Source organism: Thermosporothrix hazakensis (genome assembly GCF_003253565.1).
Lineage (GTDB): Bacteria > Chloroflexota > Ktedonobacteria > Ktedonobacterales > Ktedonobacteraceae > Thermosporothrix > Thermosporothrix hazakensis.
In genome coordinates, this window is sequence record NZ_QKUF01000010.1 from 46,698 (window position 1) to 63,268 (window position 16,571).

The following is a 16,571-nucleotide window of genomic DNA, read 5'->3' on the forward strand; positions in this document are numbered from 1 at the left end:
TTAGCTTTCTATCAGTGATATGGTACGTCGTATCTTTTCGTCAAAAAACACTGACCGACCTTTATCGCATTCCCTTTCAGACGAACAGGCCTATCAGAGAGGGAAGCAGGCCGAAGGAGAGGGACCGTTGCTGGCCCTTCTCTCTCGACACCGTCCACAATCAGACAGTGCCACACATCCAACGCCCTGAGCGCAGACCGGCCCAGGAATAGAGTAAGTTAAAGAACTTGCAATCGGACACGTTCCAATAGATCAAAAAGTCGTTCTTTATAACGGTCATCATTGAATACATGTAGTCTGGTAATAGAATCGTAGTTATGTCTACTCATCATTGAGGACAACCTATTTCCTCCACAATAGCGCGTCCCTGTGGTTTCGCCGCGCTCCATTCCACTGCAATTAAACGACGACCAGTTAGCTTACGCGCATCATCTGAGGCGAGAAACACAGCCGGAGCCTGCATAATCTCAGGCTGAAGCAGCCGAGCCTGATTGGATAGTACAACATCCATCGGCGTCTCAACAGGAAGCATACCGGTCCTGGTGATACCGCCCGGCAACAGAACATTGACACGAATACGCGCCTCGATCAACTCTTGTGCCCAGATGGCTAAAGCAGACTCAAGCGCTGCCTTCGACGGTCCATAAGGCGAAAAGCCGCGCCGTTTCATCCCTTCATAGTTCATACTGATGTTAATAATACTCCCCTCACGTTGCTGCTCCAGCACAGCAGGGTCACAACTACGCGCGTCATATAGAAGGGTCCATTGACATTCGTGTCTATAATCATTTGCCAGGCAGAAGGTTCTGTCTCCCAAAAGCGTGTGGACACCATCAGAAAAGAGGGGGTTGACATACTTCATACCTCGCCCCGCGTTATTGACCAGGATATCAACATGTCCAAACCGCTGAATAGTCTGATCCACCACCTGCTCACATTCCTCAGGCTTCGTTACATCGGCCAGCACTCGTTCAGCTTGATACTTCTGCGTCAGTTGCTCAAGCTCAGCCTGCTCTCGCGCGGCCATGATCGTCACTGATGCTCCCTTGCAGATACGCTGCTGCAATGGCACGTCCTATTCCTCTCCCGGCTCCTGTCACGATTGCGACTTTTCCATCAAGTTTCCCCATTTCAAATTCTCCTTTTGTAGCTCACGTATTACAAAATCAGCACAGTTTAACCTTTCACTCTTTCAGAGCAATAAGATATGTGCTTACTCTCAGGTACGTATAGACGCTTCAGAGCATGAGGTGATAGAATGATTGTCGCAAAAGATTGTCTGATTCTGCAAATCCTGAAGAGAAGCTCCAATACCAAACAGAGAAAGATCCAATAGTGACAATGACCACAAAGCAGGACATGCGCGAGATACAACGCTTCCAGACGAATCGGGAGGAGCTGGTTGAGCGAATCTCACAGATTCTCCGTGAAGATGGAATGATTCAGCCGTTACCGGGGCTCCATCTAGCTCGTTCATCCGCACCGACAACCCTACTTCATGGGACCTCCATTCCATCTGTATGTGTGATTGCTCAGGGCAGCAAAGAAGTGCTCCTTGTGAGAGCCGCTACCGCTACGATCCTTTACATTACCTGCTAACCACAATTGAGCTTCCAAGCGCGAGTCAGGTGGTCGAAGCCTCAAAAGAACGGCCCTATCTCAGCCTCCGGCTGGAACTCCCTCCCGCCCTCGTGAGCTCAGTGCTGTTAGAAGCAGGATACATTCCTTCAAAGAAGCGGACAGATGCACGGGCTGTTGCTGTCAGTCCGTTAGATGGAAACCTGCTTGAAGCAGCAGTACGTCTCATCAGGCTCCTGGATGCTCCTGACGAAGTACCAGTCCTGATGCCACTGATTACGCAAGAAATCATCTATCGCCTCCTCATTGGAGAGCAAAGGGATCGTCTTCGTCGTCTAGCCATCCTGGGAGGATATACATCTGACATCGTCAGAGCAGCCACCCAATTGCGCCAGAACTTCGACCAACCATTGTATATCGAGGATCTCGCACGTGAATTAGGCATGAGTGTTTCGAGCCTGCACCATCACTTCAAAGCTGTCACCGCAATGAGCCCGTTGCAATTCCAGAAGCGAATACGGCTCCAGCAAGCCCGCCGTCTGATGCTCTCAGAAGGTCTGCACGCGACCAGTGCGGCCTTTCGTGTCGGCTATCAAGACGCTTCCCATTTCAATCGCGAGTACAAAAGCCTCTTCGGCATCCCCCCGATGCGTGACGTACAACGACTCCGCGAAGAAAAACTCGCTTCTCAGGACTCTTCTTTAAGAGGATAATGTTTCGCGCCATTTACACATCAACTTATCCCATACAAGACTATTCTCAATCGGTGCTGCCCTGAAAAGCCTGTCGTCTTCAATACGCACGCGGCTTCTTCAAGCGTGCCCTCTATGCTCGAAGCGATATGTAGTGGACGCTTTTTAGCATCTTTGCAAAAGGGGAATAGATACATGAGCTGCCATCTGAAAATAGATCAACACAAACAGGAACAAGCTTCGCTCTCTCTGGCATCCATATTAGAATGATGTACTATCAGAGCACTTGCAAACAGGACCATTTCCTGCACAGCCCGCTTCGGGAACTAAACATCTCCACAATATCTCTGTGCGCACGCTGCAAATACCCTATTGCTTTCCACACCCTCTCCCTGTCCCATCATCTAGAGTCGCTCACTCAGGCATATTTTTCTTGGTCCTGCAAACGTTGCAGGCGCATACGCTCCCAGACAAAAAAGCGCTTCAGAATCGTCCGCAATGCCAGAATAGCACACAACATCAGAATTTGTTGCCAGGTACGAAGCTCTATTGTCTTCAATAACGTTCCCGCGAGTTTAAAACTGAGACTGGCAATCGCACCATCCGCGACCAATCTCTGAGCATGGAGAATATTTCGGGTTCGCAGCAGAAGAAACAAAGCTCCCAGGACATAGCCCACGAGTAGAAGAGCCCCAACAAACTCGATGCATGAGGCCCAGAGCGTGAAATGCAAAAGATCAGTCAGGCTCATTTTTCAGCTTTCCGATAGCACTATTTACTGATGATACAGAGGCCGGTTCGTCCTGCACCGGATGTGCTCTCTCTGGATCACGACGAACAGCACGATCAATCTCCTGTTGCAAAAAGTAGTTCAGCAGCGTTCTGATTGCGGCAATAGCTGCTAGCTGTCCAACCTCAGTCCAGGTCGGCGCGATAGCAGTGCGCAGAATATCAGCCCCAAGCTCAAACTCTAATGCAAGAGCGAGCCAGCGTCCCAGGCGAAGACGAATCCGTTCTGCCTGTATACCCTCATATTGAGCGGCAGCCCTGCTTCTGTCCAGAAAAATGAGCAGCGCACGTATACAGGCTTGTAAGGCTGCAAAGGCAATAATTAGCCCGGCGACAGCCTCCACGCCAGAAGCCAGGAAGCTTGTCCAGAGCTTAAAGAGACCCTCCAATTCCTCTCTTCTCCCTTTGATACAGAAACACCCATACGGTTCTCATAGGGACACGCACGTTACCCTACCAACGTTCTGTCATCGCAGGCCAGGGAGAAAACTGCCCATGTTTTGCCTCAACCTGGTTGGCCTACACTTCATTGCTTTGTTCTACAGAATATACACGTTGTCTATGAGTGACATCATCCAGATGAATCCTTTCCTTCTCTGCTCTCAGAGAAGCAAAAAAACAACTTGCCTTCATAACCATGCTTCATTGCGTTATACTGCTTATTCAGGACATCAAGAGCCCAGGCCCTCTGACACAGAAAGAGAACCAAATATTCTCATGGTCTCGTGCATAACAGAACGACTTCCCTCGTTGCGAAGCAATGCACCACCAAGAGACACAACACCAAGGAGCGCATCACATCGATCTTCCTGCCTGTACTTTTGAATATCTCCCTTCCAGCAGGATATAAGCATGTCGGCTGCCGCATCCTCCACCCCGAAAAAACTGGCAACGAGACAGGGAGTTGCATAGTCATCTTCTTCTACAACCAGAAACCCTTGCTTCCAGAAGAGATGACCGGCCTCTGCATAACGTCGGTCCAGAATCAACACCAACACCTGCCACAATACTTCTCTATCAAGACGGTATATTTCCTCAGAGCTCAAATAATCAAGCACTCGCGAAACAATATACCGCGCCACCCCATCAATACTTTCTGTCATGCTTCTGCTATAAGGCTTCTCTGTTTTTCATAACTATTTTCCGAAGCGGTTCCTGGGCTCCTGCATCCCGCATTTCCACACATGCTTGACTGAGAATGATCTGCTCCTGGTATTCCTCTTCCTGACAGAGCAAGATACCTATCCACTCAATACACACTACATCCTGTAATCGAGTCAACACCCTCCATGCTGATCTGGTGGGTGCGAGAAACATCACGATGCGAACGCTGCTCATTCGGCAAGATTGGATGCATACGGGTACCCTGTCAGAGTGCCCTGATGGAGCGGATAAAGAAGCCAAAGCTGCACGCCTCTCCAGGTTTGCTGAGTTGCGGTGGAGTCTAGCTACAAGCTCCTGCCTTGAGGCATGGGGTATCTGACTATACAGAACAAGACAAAACAATCTATCTTTTGTACTATACCAATGGTATTGACTTTTAGTCACATCATGTTCAAAATATTATCGGTAGTCAGGCATAGGATATCTCCTCGGCTTTTGCTCATTTCACTACACCCGAGTCCAAACGAAAAATCAAGACGCGAAACCGCCCTAATATCCATCTACAGGCACACCCATTATTTATTGCTGAGGTATAAGAGGAGGGTATTCAGGTTGGCATGTAAAAACTTTAACATACAGGCATGTAAGTCCATAAACCAGCTTGTGTGTTTATGGGCGAACTGCTAAGCTTACAAATAAGTAAGCAGGTTTGCATACAAAAAAGTAAACAATCATTGCTCGGTTACTAGCGGTAGCAATGAGAAAAGGGGGGAGTGGTAAGACGACCACCACTATTAACTTGGCTGCGGCACTCTCTTTAAGAGGCAAGCGAGTCTTGCTGGTTGATCTTGATCCGCAAGCAAACGCAACCGTCGCCGTTGGGATCAACCTACTGAAGTAGAAAAGCATGTCGGCAAGCTCCTGAACGATCCATCAATCAACCCTCTGACGGCCCTCTATAAAACTTATTACCATTTGCACGTGCTGCCATCTCACGTTGACCTGGCTAAGACCGAGAGCGGCATGGGAAGCACCGATATACACGCGCATAAAAATCTTCTGCGGCCATTAGAAAGGTATTTTGACTATATCCTGATAGATACGCCTCCTTCGGAGTCCATGTTGACTGCAAGTGCTCTGACGTTTGCCGACGAAGTAATTATTCCGTTACAAGCCCATTACTTTGCGATGGAAGGCTTAGCCCAGGCGATGGAACAAGTAGAGAAAGTCAAGCAGGGACTCAACCCTGATATTCAAGAGGTAGGCATTTTGCCGACAATGGTTAATCCACGTACCAACATCTCTAAATCAGTGATAGACACTGCAAAGAAAGCATACCCCGATCTCGTATACGACTTTGGCGTAGACTATAGCGTGCGCCACCCTGAAGCGACACTAGCTGGCATTCCCATCGCGCTCTATGATCCTGACCACAGCAGAGCATTAGCATATAAGCGACTGGCGGAGGTATTAGATGAGCAAGCCTAAAAGCCCACAAGAGTTAATGGCGACACGTAATCCGTTAGCACGCAAGCCTGTTGCGCCAGTGGACATACCGACTCCAACAGAGGCTGGGGAGTCTGAAACGGCGACCGAGTCAACCACACTCGCACCAGCGAAGCAGCAGAGCATCGTAAAGAAGCTAGGGGCGCAAACTACTGCATCCCAAGATGACGAAATAGTCAGACCTTACTCAACCTATCTCACCCCAAGTCAGATCAAGGGCATACAGTTCCGTGCAGTTGGCCGAGGCAAGAATGATTATGCAATAGTTCAGGAAGCCTTAGACGAATATTTTGAGAAGCATCCTTTGCCTCTGTAAAATCAACATTACTCACAGATCAGGCTCAAGCGAGATGGTTGTATAGAATGCAGTGCCGAGTTATGATAAATACAAATTAATTTCGTGAGATTTTAAGAATTGTCGTTATTTCTTAAAAAATTTGGGCTAATTCAAAAACAATGAGGGCAATTCTGTAATTACTTCTTTTTAGTCCATTGACTTGTCCAAGCAGGTGGTTTACTATTGTCTTATAATGACAAGTCTTAGATCGTAGATCGCGGACAGAAAAGCCCCTCTGTAGGGCTCTTTTCTATTTAAAAGCTCCTCTTTAAGCGGGCCTTCGCCTGCAACCAAAAACAAGCACATTAACTCAAGTGGAAGGAGTAGGGGAATGAATAACACATCCTCAGCGTTCGGAGCGTTAGCCGCCAGGCAGCAGAAAAAACAGCCAAAGGTAACGACAATACTTCTATAGAAGTGCCTGCGGCGATCCAACAACTAAATGTAGGTTCGGACTATTGGGTAAAGTTGAAGACGAGAAGCGATATCAAAAGCTCATAAGAGAAGGACATCTGGCTGATCTCTTAGAGTTGGCTGCTATCGCGCCGACAAAAGAGAAGCCAGCCCACTGGTTTGCAAAGGTGTGCTCGGTGAAAGCCTGGGAGCGCACGCTGGACTTCCTCAAGAAACACTTCGCCGTGCTCAAGAAAGCTGAACAGGTAATCGAGCGTGTTGGTAAAGAGATGGCCGAACAGATGCGGAAGTTTGTCTATAAACAGATATGGCTGAGGCGCAGCGTTGAGCGTCATGCCGCGACCGCGCAGGAATTACCGCATAATAGGCCCGGCCAATCCAGGGAGAAGCTATTCGCCTGGCTCTGCTAGCAGGAAGGGCCAACACAGTGCCCGCCTGAGCCATGCAGCCGCGCTGTGTGGCGCGTTCTGGCATAAAGACGTAAAAAGCTACGTTTTCTAATACGAACCCACACAGGGCCTTTAAATAGGTTCAGGAGGAGCGTCAAGCCAAACACAGCCTTGACACTTCCTGTAAACTATAGACATGACGTATAACTCTGTTCACGACTTACCTTCCTTTGTCGAATTATCTAACCAACTCAACGCTCTAAAACTGGTAAGCATTTTCTTACCCCCAGATGAGCGCACTAAACTCAAACAGCTAGAAGCACAGATTAAGGAGCTGGGCGATACAGTTGATAACTTCTACACGCTCCTTGGAGACAGGCATTGGATCTTTCACGATTCCCTAAATGTGGAGAAGGTGCGCGGAATCCTGGCGCATAATACAAGTGCAGAGGATGCCGAACGCCAGTTCATTGCTCTGTATACTGATCCTGAGTTCTTAGACTTCGCTATTATGCGCTGCAATCGCTTTGAAGCACTGCGCAAACGTATGCGGCTTATCGAGAAAGCCCGCGATGATTACTTTGCGGAACGCTACTATGCTTGTATCTTTCTGCTTCTTTCGGTTGCAGATGGCTTCGTCAACGAACTTGACTCTGAGCATCGAGGTCTCCATACCCGTAGTGAGGAGGAACTGGGCGCATGGGACAGCCCGATCTCCCATCACAAAGGCATTGCCAATGTCCATCGGACATTCCTGAAAACAATCAGTGTTACAAGAACAGAGCCGGTCTATGAACTCTATCGCAACGGTATTATGCATGGCACTGTCCTGGACTTCGATAACATTGTTGTCGCCTCTAAGGCGTGGAACATGCTCTTTGCCGTCGTAGACTGGGCAACGGCAAAGAAGAAGGCGGAGATGCCCAAGCCTCCGCAAAAGAGCTTTCGGGAAACTATCCATCAGATGATAGAAACTGAAAAGGACAAGAAACTGCTGGGCGAGTGGTCATCTTATGTGTTGCATGCCGGCGAGCCAGGTTTTGAAGATGATCCGGCATTCGTGGCCTGTACCGCCTACCTGGCAGCCTGGAAAGCGAAAAACTATGGCAAGATGAGCAAGTTCCTCAGTAATATGGTTGTAGCTTATCATCGAGAAAATGCCATGCCAAAGCGTGTGTCGGACGACTATAAACCACATGCGCTAGAAGAGTTTGAGGTACTCTCTCTCAACCATGAGACTGCTTCTGTGTGCAATATTGAGGTCAAAACGAAGATAGCCAGCCGTAAGGAGCACATTGCAACACTCCGATGGCTCTATGAAGACAAGAATGGTAAGGTTACGCTGCTGTCGAAAGGCGATGGCGAATGGAAACTTTTGACCTGGGGGGTGGCCTTTTTTCTGAATTGATTATCCGCCCTTCAGAAAATGGCACATAAACATGCGCTGCTTCCTCTCTTAAGACTGTACAATCCTGATAGGATAGTTGTATGACTGACAACGCTTATAACGGCTGGACGCCACTGAGAAATCTACTCAGGAAGCTCGACCTTCACGATACACTGGCTATTATTAGAGCCTGCGCTGCTTTCAAAACCGTGCGTGTACCGGCCCCTTTCCCAGCGGATATAGAAGTGCATCGAGCCGTCTATTCAGACGAACGCCTCATTCTGCCCTGGGAAATGGAAGTTCTCGCCAGGGAAGCAATCATTGTCTGTAGCCCACAACCAAGCACGAATTACACTGCTCGCTAATGGAATACTTTTGCGAGCCTGATTAACAAACTAAAAGAGGTAGATGAATATATCTCTCGATACTTGGTAAAGGACGAGAGAATATTGCATGAACTCACCGTCCGAATTGCTCATCAACAGTTTAAATATCAGACGGAACTTCCAAGTAAATCAAGTCTCATTCGCTGCAAGCGCATTTTTGGGCATACCGCATTAGAGCCAATAGTAAAGAAAAAACCGGCTTATCATCAAAGCAACTCTTTACGATTGGTGCAGGAACATGGATGAAATATGCTAGTCAATACTTTTGCGTGTACTATCCGCTCGATACGTTAAAGATACTAGGCATCACTCCAGCAGATTACGATAAATTCATGCATCTATATGCATTGCCCATGAAAGAGATAAAGCAACGTTTAATAGCTGAACGTAAGCTCTATGACACATTCAAGTATCAGTTCCATGCTCTGCAAAGCCACTTGATAACGGCAATACGGTCATTGTGATTGAGCACAACCGGGATGTGATTCGCAATGCTGACTGGATCATTGATATGGGCCCTGAAGGCGGGCACAAGGGCGGGACCGTTGTCTTTGAGGGCACTCCTCGAGAGTTGCTCGCGGCAAAGCATTCGCTTACGGGTCGGTACCTGTAACGACCACCTGATTCTAGCTATGCCTCTATGAGGCAGAACGGGTGACAACCCACTGGATATGATTGACCCGGATGCCAGGGTGCATACCATTCATCGGCGCGCCTCTGTGCAACGGGTCAAGGCAGGATGAGTACGGCTTCACTCCTGTTGCAGGAAAGCCGAGCTGAAACGACATTTCGCACGAACTATGACAGACATGAAGAAACAGGCAGGAATTCCACAAGCTACCGTGCATCACCTCTGGTGAAGGTAAAGCGACGACCATGAGCAGGCACATAGCAAGAGAGCTGCGGATAGACTGTACGCACATACTCAATCAGCAACCCCGGGCGTCCCAGATTTGCGACAAACATATCATAATGCGTTGGTATCAGGAGCTTAACCCCAGCCGCCGCAGCCAGATCCGCCGCCTCACGCTCATCCATATTGCCAACCAGATTCTTTTGCTCACGAAAATAACTACGCCCATTAATTGGCAGTAGTGCGATATCAAGATCAAATGAACGAAGCTGCTCTACCAGTCCATCAAAAACTAATGTATCACCTGGATGGTAGATGTGTATGCCTTCCAGCTCAAGCACATAGCCGAGGTAGCGATACAGGCCACCACCCTGCTCAAAGCCAAAATCATAGCGAGCAGGTGGACAACTCAGACCATGCATAGCCGGAACAGGAAAGAGCCGCGCAACTCCCAGGCTAAGCTCTTCTCCTGGCTGCACCCCTTGTATCCGCTCCTCAGCGATTCCTTGCACAGTTAGTTGCTCGACAATGGGGCGAGGGACAATAAAGCGCGTCTGTGGGAAACGCCGGGCAAGTGTGACGCAGGCAGGCAAATCCAGATGATCTATATGTTCATGGGTGCATAAAACGTAGTCCACTGCCGGGCTCTCTTCCGCCGTAAACGGGGGAGGAACGAGGCGATCAGATCCAGGCGATAGGAACGGATCAATAAAAAGAGTGCTTTCGCACTGCGTAAGACAAAACTTGCCTGACCGAGCCACCAGAGGGCGATAGTCCCTGCTGATACATGCGTTTCCTGTATCGCGGCAGCAGTCGAGCGGTATGAAGAGTCCATAGATTACATGTTCCTTTCTTCAAAGCGTTAAAAAGCCGTCAGGTGGCCTCTAAGGTCTAACGCTTGAGGGCTCCCCGGTGGCAAGATACAATACCACTTACACGAAACTGCATCCTCCAGAGAAGTCTGCGCACCAACACAGAATTGAGGAGAAATTGCAATTTATGTGTGGAGCTCCCACCACGTTCCCTTTCCATCCGAAAGCTAAAATGACGACCGCAATCAAGCAAGATTGAACGTACAAGCAGCCTCCATCACGATAAAGTGCAAGCGTGTCAGCCTCTCTCCCCAATAGTCAATGACCTCCCTCTAAAGGAGGAGGCTTGTGTCTGAACCCCACCGCACCTCAGAGCACCGTCGCAGGCGCTCTGCTTTGGCTTCCTTGTCCGACACATCAGGGACAAGTGAAAAGCATGTGAAGATCTCTTTTTTATTGGTTTTACATCGTTGTAAAAATACTCTCAGGGATGATAATATACGGACTATAAGTCATATGTCAACATTTTCCCATATTCACTGTATCCATTTTAGATCATGTGGAAAAACAGGGTGCTTCGCCTGATCTGTAACTCACTCAGGAAAATGTCTGTGTAATGATGAAGCTGCTTATCTGGCTATTCAAAGAAGATAAGCATGTTCTCCCTGCTTCTATAGCAGAAAGCATCGTGAATATCGAACAGCAAACAGGTAGGAGAGCTATAAGCATGAAGATCACCAACATCGAAGTATTTGCCGTTCCACCACGCTGGCTCTTTCTTAAAATATCAACCGATAGCGGCATCTGTGGATGGGGAGAAGCCGGGCTAGAAGGGCATGTCGCCAGCACCGCAGCAGCGGTAAAAGATGCCAGCGACTATTTGTTAGGGCAAGATCCTACCCGGATTGAAGATATCTGGCAACAGTTGTATCGCGCACGCTTCTATCGAGGCGGTCCTGTCCTTATGAGCGCGATAGCAGGGATAGATCAGGCTCTCTGGGATATCAAAGGGAAACATTACGGCATGCCAATCTATGAGTTTTTCGGCGGGCGCGTACGCGACAAAATACGCGTCTATGCATGGATTGGCGGCGATAAACCTGCGGACGTCGCAAATGCGGCCCGCCAGAGGCGCGAGGCGGGATTTACCGCGATCAAAATGAATGCCTCGGATGAAATGCACTATGTCGACTCATTTCATCGAGTAGAAGAAGTTGTCGCACGAGTTGCCGAAGTGCGGGCCGCGACCGATACTGCTTTTGGCATCGCTATCGACTTTCATGGACGCGTTCACAAGAGCATGGCAAAAGTGCTCGTCCGAGAACTAGAACCATTTCATCCCTTCTTTATCGAGGAGCCGGTCCTTCCCGAAAATAACGAGGCATTGCGCGAGATCGCACGTCATACAACAATTCCAATCGCAACAGGAGAGCGCCTGTATTCGCGTTGGGATTTCAAGGGTCTGCTGATGGATGGGTATGTCGACATTATCCAGCCTGATGCCTCTCATGCCGGTGGCATCTCTGAATTGAGAAAGATTGCGACTATGGCAGAGGCCTATGATGTTGCCGTCGCGCCCCATTGTCCGCTTGGCCCCATCGCGCTCGCCTCCTGTTTACAAATTGACGCCTGTACCCATAATGTCTTGATTCAAGAGCAAAGCCTGAATATCCACTATAACACTCAGGCTGACCTGCTGGACTATCTGGCTGATCCTACGATCTTTGCCTATCATGATGGCTATGTCGCTGTACCGCAACAGCCCGGATTAGGCATTACGATCAATGAAGAGGCAGTACGCGAAGCCGCCCGTACTGTACAGAATTGGCGTAATCCTGTCTGGAGGCTTGCTGATGGTACCCTCGCCGAATGGTAATGCTTGCCTTCAGTAATAGATGCGAGTGCACAGCTTCATCAGGCAAAAAGAAGGGGGCTTGCAACAAATAGCAAGTCCCCTTCTCATGGGCAAGCCAAAGCCCACTTACTGCTGGCTATTTCGCACACATCGGAACCCAATATGACATGCTGTGCTATCAATCATTCCCGGGGGTCGCGCCGCCGGTCGATACCGCAGACAGTAGTTCGGCACACATAAAAAGGAGCCGCCTTTGAGCACTTTGCGCGGAATATGGACACCGGGCAAACCTGGATCATAACTATGCTCCAGTGGCCCCCACGCGGGTCAACCGGGATACAACATGGCTTCTTCGCTCTTTCCGGGTGTCTCTCGCTATACCAGTCGCTTGACCACTCCCAGACGTTCCCTGCCATATCGTATAATCCATAGCCGTTTGGTGGGAAAGAGCCAACCGGTGCGGTGCGCTCGAAGCCATCCAGAAGTAGATTTTGCCAGGGGAACTCTCCTTGCCAGGTGTTCGCCATCATCTTTCCATCAGGCGCGAACTCATCCCCCCTGCGCCATCCAGGCCACCTCTCGCCGCATATTGCGCCTCACTCGGTAGTTCCTTCCCACACCATCTGGCATACGTTTCGGCGTCTTCATAGGCAATATGCACGGCCGGGTGTTGTTCCCGGCCCTCAATCGTGCTTCCCGGTCCCTCTGGCTGGCGCCAGCAGGCTCCCGGTACATACACCCACCAGTTCTGGTACTGATCAAGCCGAACCCGTCCTTCTGGCTTTTGAAACACAAGCGACCCGGGCACCAACATATCCGCTGAAGCTCCCGGATACTTCAAGGGCCTTTCCGCGACCGTGACATAGCCGGTCTCGTCAAGAAGGAAATGGACAATACCACAGACACCGTCAAGAATACGTTTGTTGAATGGGTGTCCGTTCTGGCGCCCTTCTCGCTTGCGACCTCCCTGGCGATCAGCAACGGTTACCAAAAAGCGGCAGAAGGCCCCTGGCTTCAGCCAGGGGGATGGATGGCGCAGGAAGCCAGCAGAGTCAGAACGTTCCCCTTCGCTTGACAGAAGACAATCGTTGTGCGAGAATACACGAAGATAGTGAGGACGAACAAGGAGCAAGGGATGCTGATCTACGAAGACAAGCTCGATGGGTCGAAAGCGCAATTCGCCGCCATCGAGGAAGCCATCCGCACCACCCAGTTCATTCGCAACACGTGCCTGCGCCTCTGGATGGATGCACGTGGCATCTCCAGGAATGACCTGCAGCGCTATTGCGCTGTGCTGGCCAAACAATTTCCCTTTGCGCTCTCCCTCAACTCGCAGGCCCGGCAAGCTGCCGCTGATCGGGCGTGGGCTGCCATCTCCCGTTTCTACGAGAACTGTCGTCTCAAGATACCCGGCAAGAAGGGGTACCCTCAGTTCCAGCATGATTGTCGCAGTGTCGAGTACAAGCAGACGGGCTGGAAGCTGGATCCTGATGGGGTACACATTCGCTTCACAGATGGCTGTGGTATTGGCCGGCTGCGCCTCATCGGCTCGCGTGACATCATGGCCTTTCCCCTCTCACAGATCAAGCGGGTACGGCGGCTCCGGCGGGCTGATAGGTATTCTTGTCAGTTTGCGGTGTCGGCCACGCGACGCGTTGAGCATCAGCCCACAGGCAAGCAGGTGGGCATTGATCTGGAGCTGAGTGCCTTCTTCACTGACTCCGAAGGCCACACCGTGGCTCCTCCTCAGGATCTCCGCAAGGCGGAACAACGGCTCAAGCGGCTGCATCGTCGGCTCTCGAAGACGCAGAAGCGCAGTCGCAATCGGCGCAAAGCCCGTCAAGCCCTCAGCAAAGCGTCTCTCAAGGTGCAACGACAGCGCGAGGACGTCGCCAGAAAGCAGGCGAACGCGCTTGTCTCGTCTCACGATCCTCTTTGCCTACGAAGCCTTGCAGATCCGTCATCTCGTCAAGAACCGCCATCTGGCCAGGAGCATCGCTGATGCGGTGTGGGGTCGCTTCCTCTGGTGGGTGAATTACTATGGCACGCTGCATCGTGTCCCGGTGATCGGGGTGGAACCGGCCTTTACAACTCAGAACTGTTCTCGTCGTGGGCAGCGGGTCAAGAAGAGCTTGAGTATGCGTACCCATCTGTGTCCTGGCTGTGGGCTGCTCCTCGACCGCGATCACAATGCCGCCTTGAATATCTTGCACAAAGCGCTACAGGGTACCGTCGGGCAGACGGGAACCGACGAGGGTGTCTCGTCGAACGCTTCTGGACAGCCTGCCGCTACACGTCGTCGCAGTGCGGCGCCGCGCAAGCAGGCTGGATGAAGGAAGAATCCCCGCCCTTCTGGCCTGGGGAGTGTCAATTCTTCTCGGGTTTCCAAGGGCTGTCGTTTGCCAGCCCGGATATCGCAACCTCCTGGCTGGCTGGTATCACGATTGAGGCAGTGACACTGGCTTCGATCTTCAGCGCCGCAGCAAAGTTCAGGAGGGGAGACAGGAAGGGGTTTCGTGTCGCGATGACTATCAGCGGGGCTTTGATGGCGATCTCAATTCTATGCCAATATGTCTACTTACAGGTAGAGTATCAGGCCGGGCGCATTAGCGTGGCATCCGGGGAGTCAATCCCCTTGCTGTCAGCCCTCGTAGGGGAAAATTTACAAGGGCATGACCTGTTGTTTCTCATCAGATCTCTGTCTTTCCATATCGCAGAGATCGCATGCACATTCCTGGCAGGTGGCCCGGCAAAGCCAAGTGTAGAACGTCTCCTTCAGGAGGCACAACAGCAAATGCTCTTAAATATGACTGGAGTTGTGACAAAACGGATGCCTGAAATCCTTCCTGTGGAGGAGACGAAACAGGAGGTGGCAGAGCTCCCAGCACCACCTGATAATATTGTGCCGTTGCGCCCGCGAGAGACACGTAAGAGAGTCAGGAGTGAGGAGGAGGTGCGAGATTTATTCCTCGAGTATTTCGAACGCGGGAAGTTCCCGGAAGATGTGGGAGAAAATTTGCGAAAGTATTACACCAGAACCTACATCAAACCTACGGGGGCCAAGCACCAAAAGTACCTTGCCTGGAAAGCTGAGTATGAGAAAGAGGCGCGCCCCCATTGACACACCGGGCGGGATTGTGTTAAAATAGTCGCGTACCTCTTATAGTGTGTTCAGCTAGCAATTTGTCTTTATGTGTTTACAAATGTGCTCATTTCAGTCGCATGCCATAAGAGGGCTATCGGGTTAGCACATGATAATTCCTTTAGTAAAGATTTTGGTGAGTCTGTGCTAGGCTCCGGCCTCGGGTAAGCCGTAAAAGTGCCCGCTTTTTTTTATTTCTCCATGTATAACCCGCCTTCTTTGTTGACGCCGGGTGGGTAATCTGGTATAATCCATTTAATTTCGTACTCTCATTTCATGTTTGGAGAGGGGTACCCTCATGACCAGGGCATGTCATAAAACTGCCCATTCTTTGTGTTTTGGGGGGGAAATATGAACGAAGCAAAAAGGGGGGCAACACCCCCGCCCTGTATACAAGTGGGGGGTGCAACATATATATCTCGCGTGGAAGCAGCGAGGCGCCTGGGCATTGACCTCCGGGCAGTGTCTCGCCTAGCTCGCGCGGCTGGTGTAGCGCTGCACACATTTGATAGGTCTCTCTATGTTGCAGAGAGAGATCTGCAACAACTTGAGGAGAGAAAGGCGTTACGAGATAGCCCTGACCGCATACAAATCGGGGGGTGTAAATATATTTCAATTAACGCTCTAGCCGAAGAACTGGGGGCGTATAGACTAACGTTGTTGGCGTATGATGTTAAAAACCACAAGCTCCCTCCTAGTAGACATGTTTATGTGACAGCAGACGACGCGGAGAAAATACGCCACTGGTTTTTAACGCCAAGAGGGGGCGCTGAAGTGCCAGAGGGGTATGTTAGAGTAAGGGACCTAGCGGAAAGGTTAGGAATTTCCTGGTATAGTCTACGAAGTCGGTTGGAGGACGCTGAGGTAGTTCCTCAAAGGTTTTTTAAAGCTCCTAGTTATTACGTGAGCGAAGCGGAAGCAGAAAAACTTATGCGAATGGCTTCTGAAAAGAGACACAAACCAGATCCGTACCTTAGAGATGCTCGGGGATGCTTGTATATCTCCTTATCAGAGGCGCGCCGATCGTTAGGATTGTCGAGACAACGTCTGAGTATAATCATAAAAGGGTTTGAGGCATATCGCGGAGCAATGGGGCCCAATTCTATGGGGAAATACCTCCGCAAGGAAGATTTTTGTGTTATTGCCCGCAAAAGAGACATCGATCCCGAAACTCTCCCCTGGGATACCGCGAAACTAGACGAGATGAGCCCGCGTGAAAAGTAACACCCGGGCTTTTCTGATATAATATATAGAGATAACTATGTAGACACCTGGTTCCCTCCAAGCTCTCTACGAGGTACTATGCCAAAATCCACCACGAACCCCC

General features: G+C 50.2%; 17 protein-coding genes and 5 pseudogenes. 14 read left to right on the forward strand and 8 right to left on the reverse strand.

Annotation, left to right across the window (positions count from 1 at the left end; translation table 11 throughout):
- Positions 1-328: 328 nt before the first annotated feature.
- Positions 329-1,027, reverse strand: a complete 699-nt coding sequence (locus tag EI42_RS15385; protein WP_111323516.1) for an SDR family NAD(P)-dependent oxidoreductase — start codon at positions 1,025-1,027, stop codon at positions 329-331.
- On the reverse strand, positions 1,005-1,130 hold the full coding sequence (locus EI42_RS34365) for a hypothetical protein (protein WP_281278856.1): 126 nt from the start codon (positions 1,128-1,130) through the stop codon (positions 1,005-1,007). The genes EI42_RS15385 and EI42_RS34365 overlap by 23 nt, the downstream gene beginning before the upstream one ends.
- A gap of 307 nt (positions 1,131-1,437) precedes the next feature.
- On the opposite strand from EI42_RS34365, the pseudogene EI42_RS33880 reads away from it, so the two are divergent.
- A pseudogene (locus EI42_RS33880) lies at positions 1,438-1,841 on the forward strand (AraC family transcriptional regulator); the annotation flags it as partial.
- A 180-nt stretch (positions 1,842-2,021) separates the two neighbouring features.
- Positions 2,022-2,291 (forward strand): helix-turn-helix transcriptional regulator, encoded by a 270-nt coding sequence (locus tag EI42_RS33885; protein WP_249033463.1) that lies wholly within the window; start codon positions 2,022-2,024, stop codon positions 2,289-2,291.
- Positions 2,292-2,688: 397 nt separating this feature from the next.
- On the opposite strand, the gene EI42_RS15400 is transcribed toward EI42_RS33885, so the two are convergent.
- The 3 genes from EI42_RS15400 to EI42_RS15410 form a co-directional block, all read right to left on the reverse strand.
- Positions 2,689-3,021, reverse strand: a complete 333-nt coding sequence (locus tag EI42_RS15400) for a DUF1622 domain-containing protein (RefSeq protein WP_111323517.1) — start codon at positions 3,019-3,021, stop codon at positions 2,689-2,691.
- Positions 3,008-3,448 (reverse strand): DUF1622 domain-containing protein, encoded by a 441-nt coding sequence (locus tag EI42_RS15405; RefSeq protein WP_111323518.1) that lies wholly within the window; start codon positions 3,446-3,448, stop codon positions 3,008-3,010. The genes EI42_RS15400 and EI42_RS15405 overlap by 14 nt, the downstream gene beginning before the upstream one ends.
- A gap of 282 nt (positions 3,449-3,730) precedes the next feature.
- The gene (locus EI42_RS15410; protein WP_111323519.1) at positions 3,731-4,162 is read right to left on the reverse strand and encodes a hypothetical protein; all 432 of its coding nucleotides are present in this window, start codon (positions 4,160-4,162) and stop codon (positions 3,731-3,733) included.
- A 179-nt stretch (positions 4,163-4,341) separates the two neighbouring features.
- Between EI42_RS15410 and EI42_RS33890 the strand changes: the two are divergent.
- The 8 genes and pseudogenes from EI42_RS33890 to EI42_RS15455 all read left to right on the forward strand — a co-directional run.
- Positions 4,342-4,542, forward strand: a pseudogene (locus tag EI42_RS33890) (RNA-guided endonuclease InsQ/TnpB family protein); the annotation flags it as partial.
- A gap of 354 nt (positions 4,543-4,896) precedes the next feature.
- Positions 4,897-5,064: a ParA family protein gene (locus EI42_RS34370; RefSeq protein ID WP_282957325.1), complete on the forward strand. Its 168-nt coding sequence runs from the start codon at positions 4,897-4,899 to the stop codon at positions 5,062-5,064.
- Positions 5,065-5,108: 44 nt separating this feature from the next.
- Positions 5,109-5,651, forward strand: coding sequence for a ParA family protein (locus EI42_RS15425; RefSeq protein WP_281278993.1), 543 nt, complete (start codon positions 5,109-5,111; stop codon positions 5,649-5,651).
- Complete coding sequence (locus EI42_RS15430; protein WP_111323522.1) at positions 5,638-5,985, forward strand: hypothetical protein; 348 nt, start codon at positions 5,638-5,640, stop codon at positions 5,983-5,985. The genes EI42_RS15425 and EI42_RS15430 overlap by 14 nt, the downstream gene beginning before the upstream one ends.
- A gap of 479 nt (positions 5,986-6,464) precedes the next feature.
- Positions 6,465-6,830 carry a hypothetical protein gene (locus tag EI42_RS15435; protein ID WP_111323523.1) on the forward strand — a complete coding sequence of 122 codons (366 nt, stop codon included), beginning with the start codon at positions 6,465-6,467 and terminating at the stop codon, positions 6,828-6,830.
- A 175-nt stretch (positions 6,831-7,005) separates the two neighbouring features.
- Complete coding sequence (locus EI42_RS15440; RefSeq protein WP_111323524.1) at positions 7,006-8,217, forward strand: hypothetical protein; 1,212 nt, start codon at positions 7,006-7,008, stop codon at positions 8,215-8,217.
- 80 nt (positions 8,218-8,297) lie between these two features.
- Positions 8,298-8,561: a hypothetical protein gene (locus EI42_RS15445; RefSeq protein WP_111323525.1), complete on the forward strand. Its 264-nt coding sequence runs from the start codon at positions 8,298-8,300 to the stop codon at positions 8,559-8,561.
- A 457-nt stretch (positions 8,562-9,018) separates the two neighbouring features.
- Positions 9,019-9,195, forward strand: a pseudogene (locus EI42_RS15455) (excinuclease ABC subunit A); the annotation flags it as partial.
- 224 nt (positions 9,196-9,419) lie between these two features.
- Here the strand turns inward: EI42_RS15455 and EI42_RS15460 are convergent.
- Together EI42_RS15460 and EI42_RS33895 are read right to left on the reverse strand one after the other, a co-directional pair.
- Positions 9,420-10,145 carry an MBL fold metallo-hydrolase gene (locus tag EI42_RS15460; RefSeq protein ID WP_246046387.1) on the reverse strand — a complete coding sequence of 242 codons (726 nt, stop codon included), beginning with the start codon at positions 10,143-10,145 and terminating at the stop codon, positions 9,420-9,422.
- The gene (locus tag EI42_RS33895) at positions 10,040-10,270 is read right to left on the reverse strand and encodes a hypothetical protein (protein ID WP_246046419.1); all 231 of its coding nucleotides are present in this window, start codon (positions 10,268-10,270) and stop codon (positions 10,040-10,042) included. Before EI42_RS33895 ends, EI42_RS15460 begins: the two co-directional genes overlap by 106 nt.
- 704 nt (positions 10,271-10,974) lie before the next feature.
- Here EI42_RS33895 and dgoD point away from each other — a divergent pair.
- Positions 10,975-12,123 (forward strand): galactonate dehydratase, encoded by a 1,149-nt coding sequence (gene dgoD, locus EI42_RS15465; RefSeq protein WP_111323646.1) that lies wholly within the window; start codon positions 10,975-10,977, stop codon positions 12,121-12,123.
- 105 nt (positions 12,124-12,228) lie between these two features.
- On the opposite strand, the pseudogene EI42_RS34375 reads toward dgoD, so the two are convergent.
- Positions 12,229-12,982 (reverse strand): annotated as a pseudogene (locus EI42_RS34375) (SUMF1/EgtB/PvdO family nonheme iron enzyme); the annotation flags it as partial.
- Positions 12,983-13,237: 255 nt separating this feature from the next.
- On the opposite strand from EI42_RS34375, the pseudogene EI42_RS15475 reads away from it, so the two are divergent.
- The 3 genes and pseudogenes from EI42_RS15475 (at position 13,238) to EI42_RS15485 (ending at position 16,468) form a co-directional block, all read left to right on the forward strand.
- Positions 13,238-14,435 (forward strand): annotated as a pseudogene (locus EI42_RS15475) (RNA-guided endonuclease InsQ/TnpB family protein).
- Positions 14,432-15,223: a hypothetical protein gene (locus EI42_RS15480; RefSeq protein ID WP_111323528.1), complete on the forward strand. Its 792-nt coding sequence runs from the start codon at positions 14,432-14,434 to the stop codon at positions 15,221-15,223. Before EI42_RS15475 ends, EI42_RS15480 begins: the two are co-directional and overlap by 4 nt.
- 372 nt (positions 15,224-15,595) lie before the next feature.
- Positions 15,596-16,468 (forward strand): hypothetical protein, encoded by an 873-nt coding sequence (locus EI42_RS15485; protein WP_111323529.1) that lies wholly within the window; start codon positions 15,596-15,598, stop codon positions 16,466-16,468.
- Positions 16,469-16,571: the final 103 nt, after the last annotated feature.

Coding starts and splice junctions, on each gene's coding strand:
- EI42_RS15385 (WP_111323516.1), bottom strand. CDS start 1,027: ATGGCCGCGCGAGAGCAGGCTGAGCTTGAGCAACTGACGCAGAAGTAT.
- EI42_RS34365 (WP_281278856.1), bottom strand. CDS start 1,130: ATGGGGAAACTTGATGGAAAAGTCGCAATCGTGACAGGAGCCGGGAGA.
- EI42_RS33885 (WP_249033463.1), top strand. CDS start 2,022: ATGAGTGTTTCGAGCCTGCACCATCACTTCAAAGCTGTCACCGCAATG.
- EI42_RS15400 (WP_111323517.1), bottom strand. CDS start 3,021: ATGAGCCTGACTGATCTTTTGCATTTCACGCTCTGGGCCTCATGCATC.
- EI42_RS15410 (WP_111323519.1), bottom strand. CDS start 4,162: ATGACAGAAAGTATTGATGGGGTGGCGCGGTATATTGTTTCGCGAGTG.
- EI42_RS15430 (WP_111323522.1), top strand. CDS start 5,638: ATGAGCAAGCCTAAAAGCCCACAAGAGTTAATGGCGACACGTAATCCG.
- EI42_RS15440 (WP_111323524.1), top strand. CDS start 7,006: ATGACGTATAACTCTGTTCACGACTTACCTTCCTTTGTCGAATTATCT.
- EI42_RS15445 (WP_111323525.1), top strand. CDS start 8,298: ATGACTGACAACGCTTATAACGGCTGGACGCCACTGAGAAATCTACTC.
- EI42_RS33895 (WP_246046419.1), bottom strand. CDS start 10,270: ATGGACTCTTCATACCGCTCGACTGCTGCCGCGATACAGGAAACGCAT.
- dgoD (WP_111323646.1), top strand. CDS start 10,975: ATGAAGATCACCAACATCGAAGTATTTGCCGTTCCACCACGCTGGCTC.
- EI42_RS15480 (WP_111323528.1), top strand. CDS start 14,432: ATGAAGGAAGAATCCCCGCCCTTCTGGCCTGGGGAGTGTCAATTCTTC.
- EI42_RS15485 (WP_111323529.1), top strand. CDS start 15,596: ATGAACGAAGCAAAAAGGGGGGCAACACCCCCGCCCTGTATACAAGTG.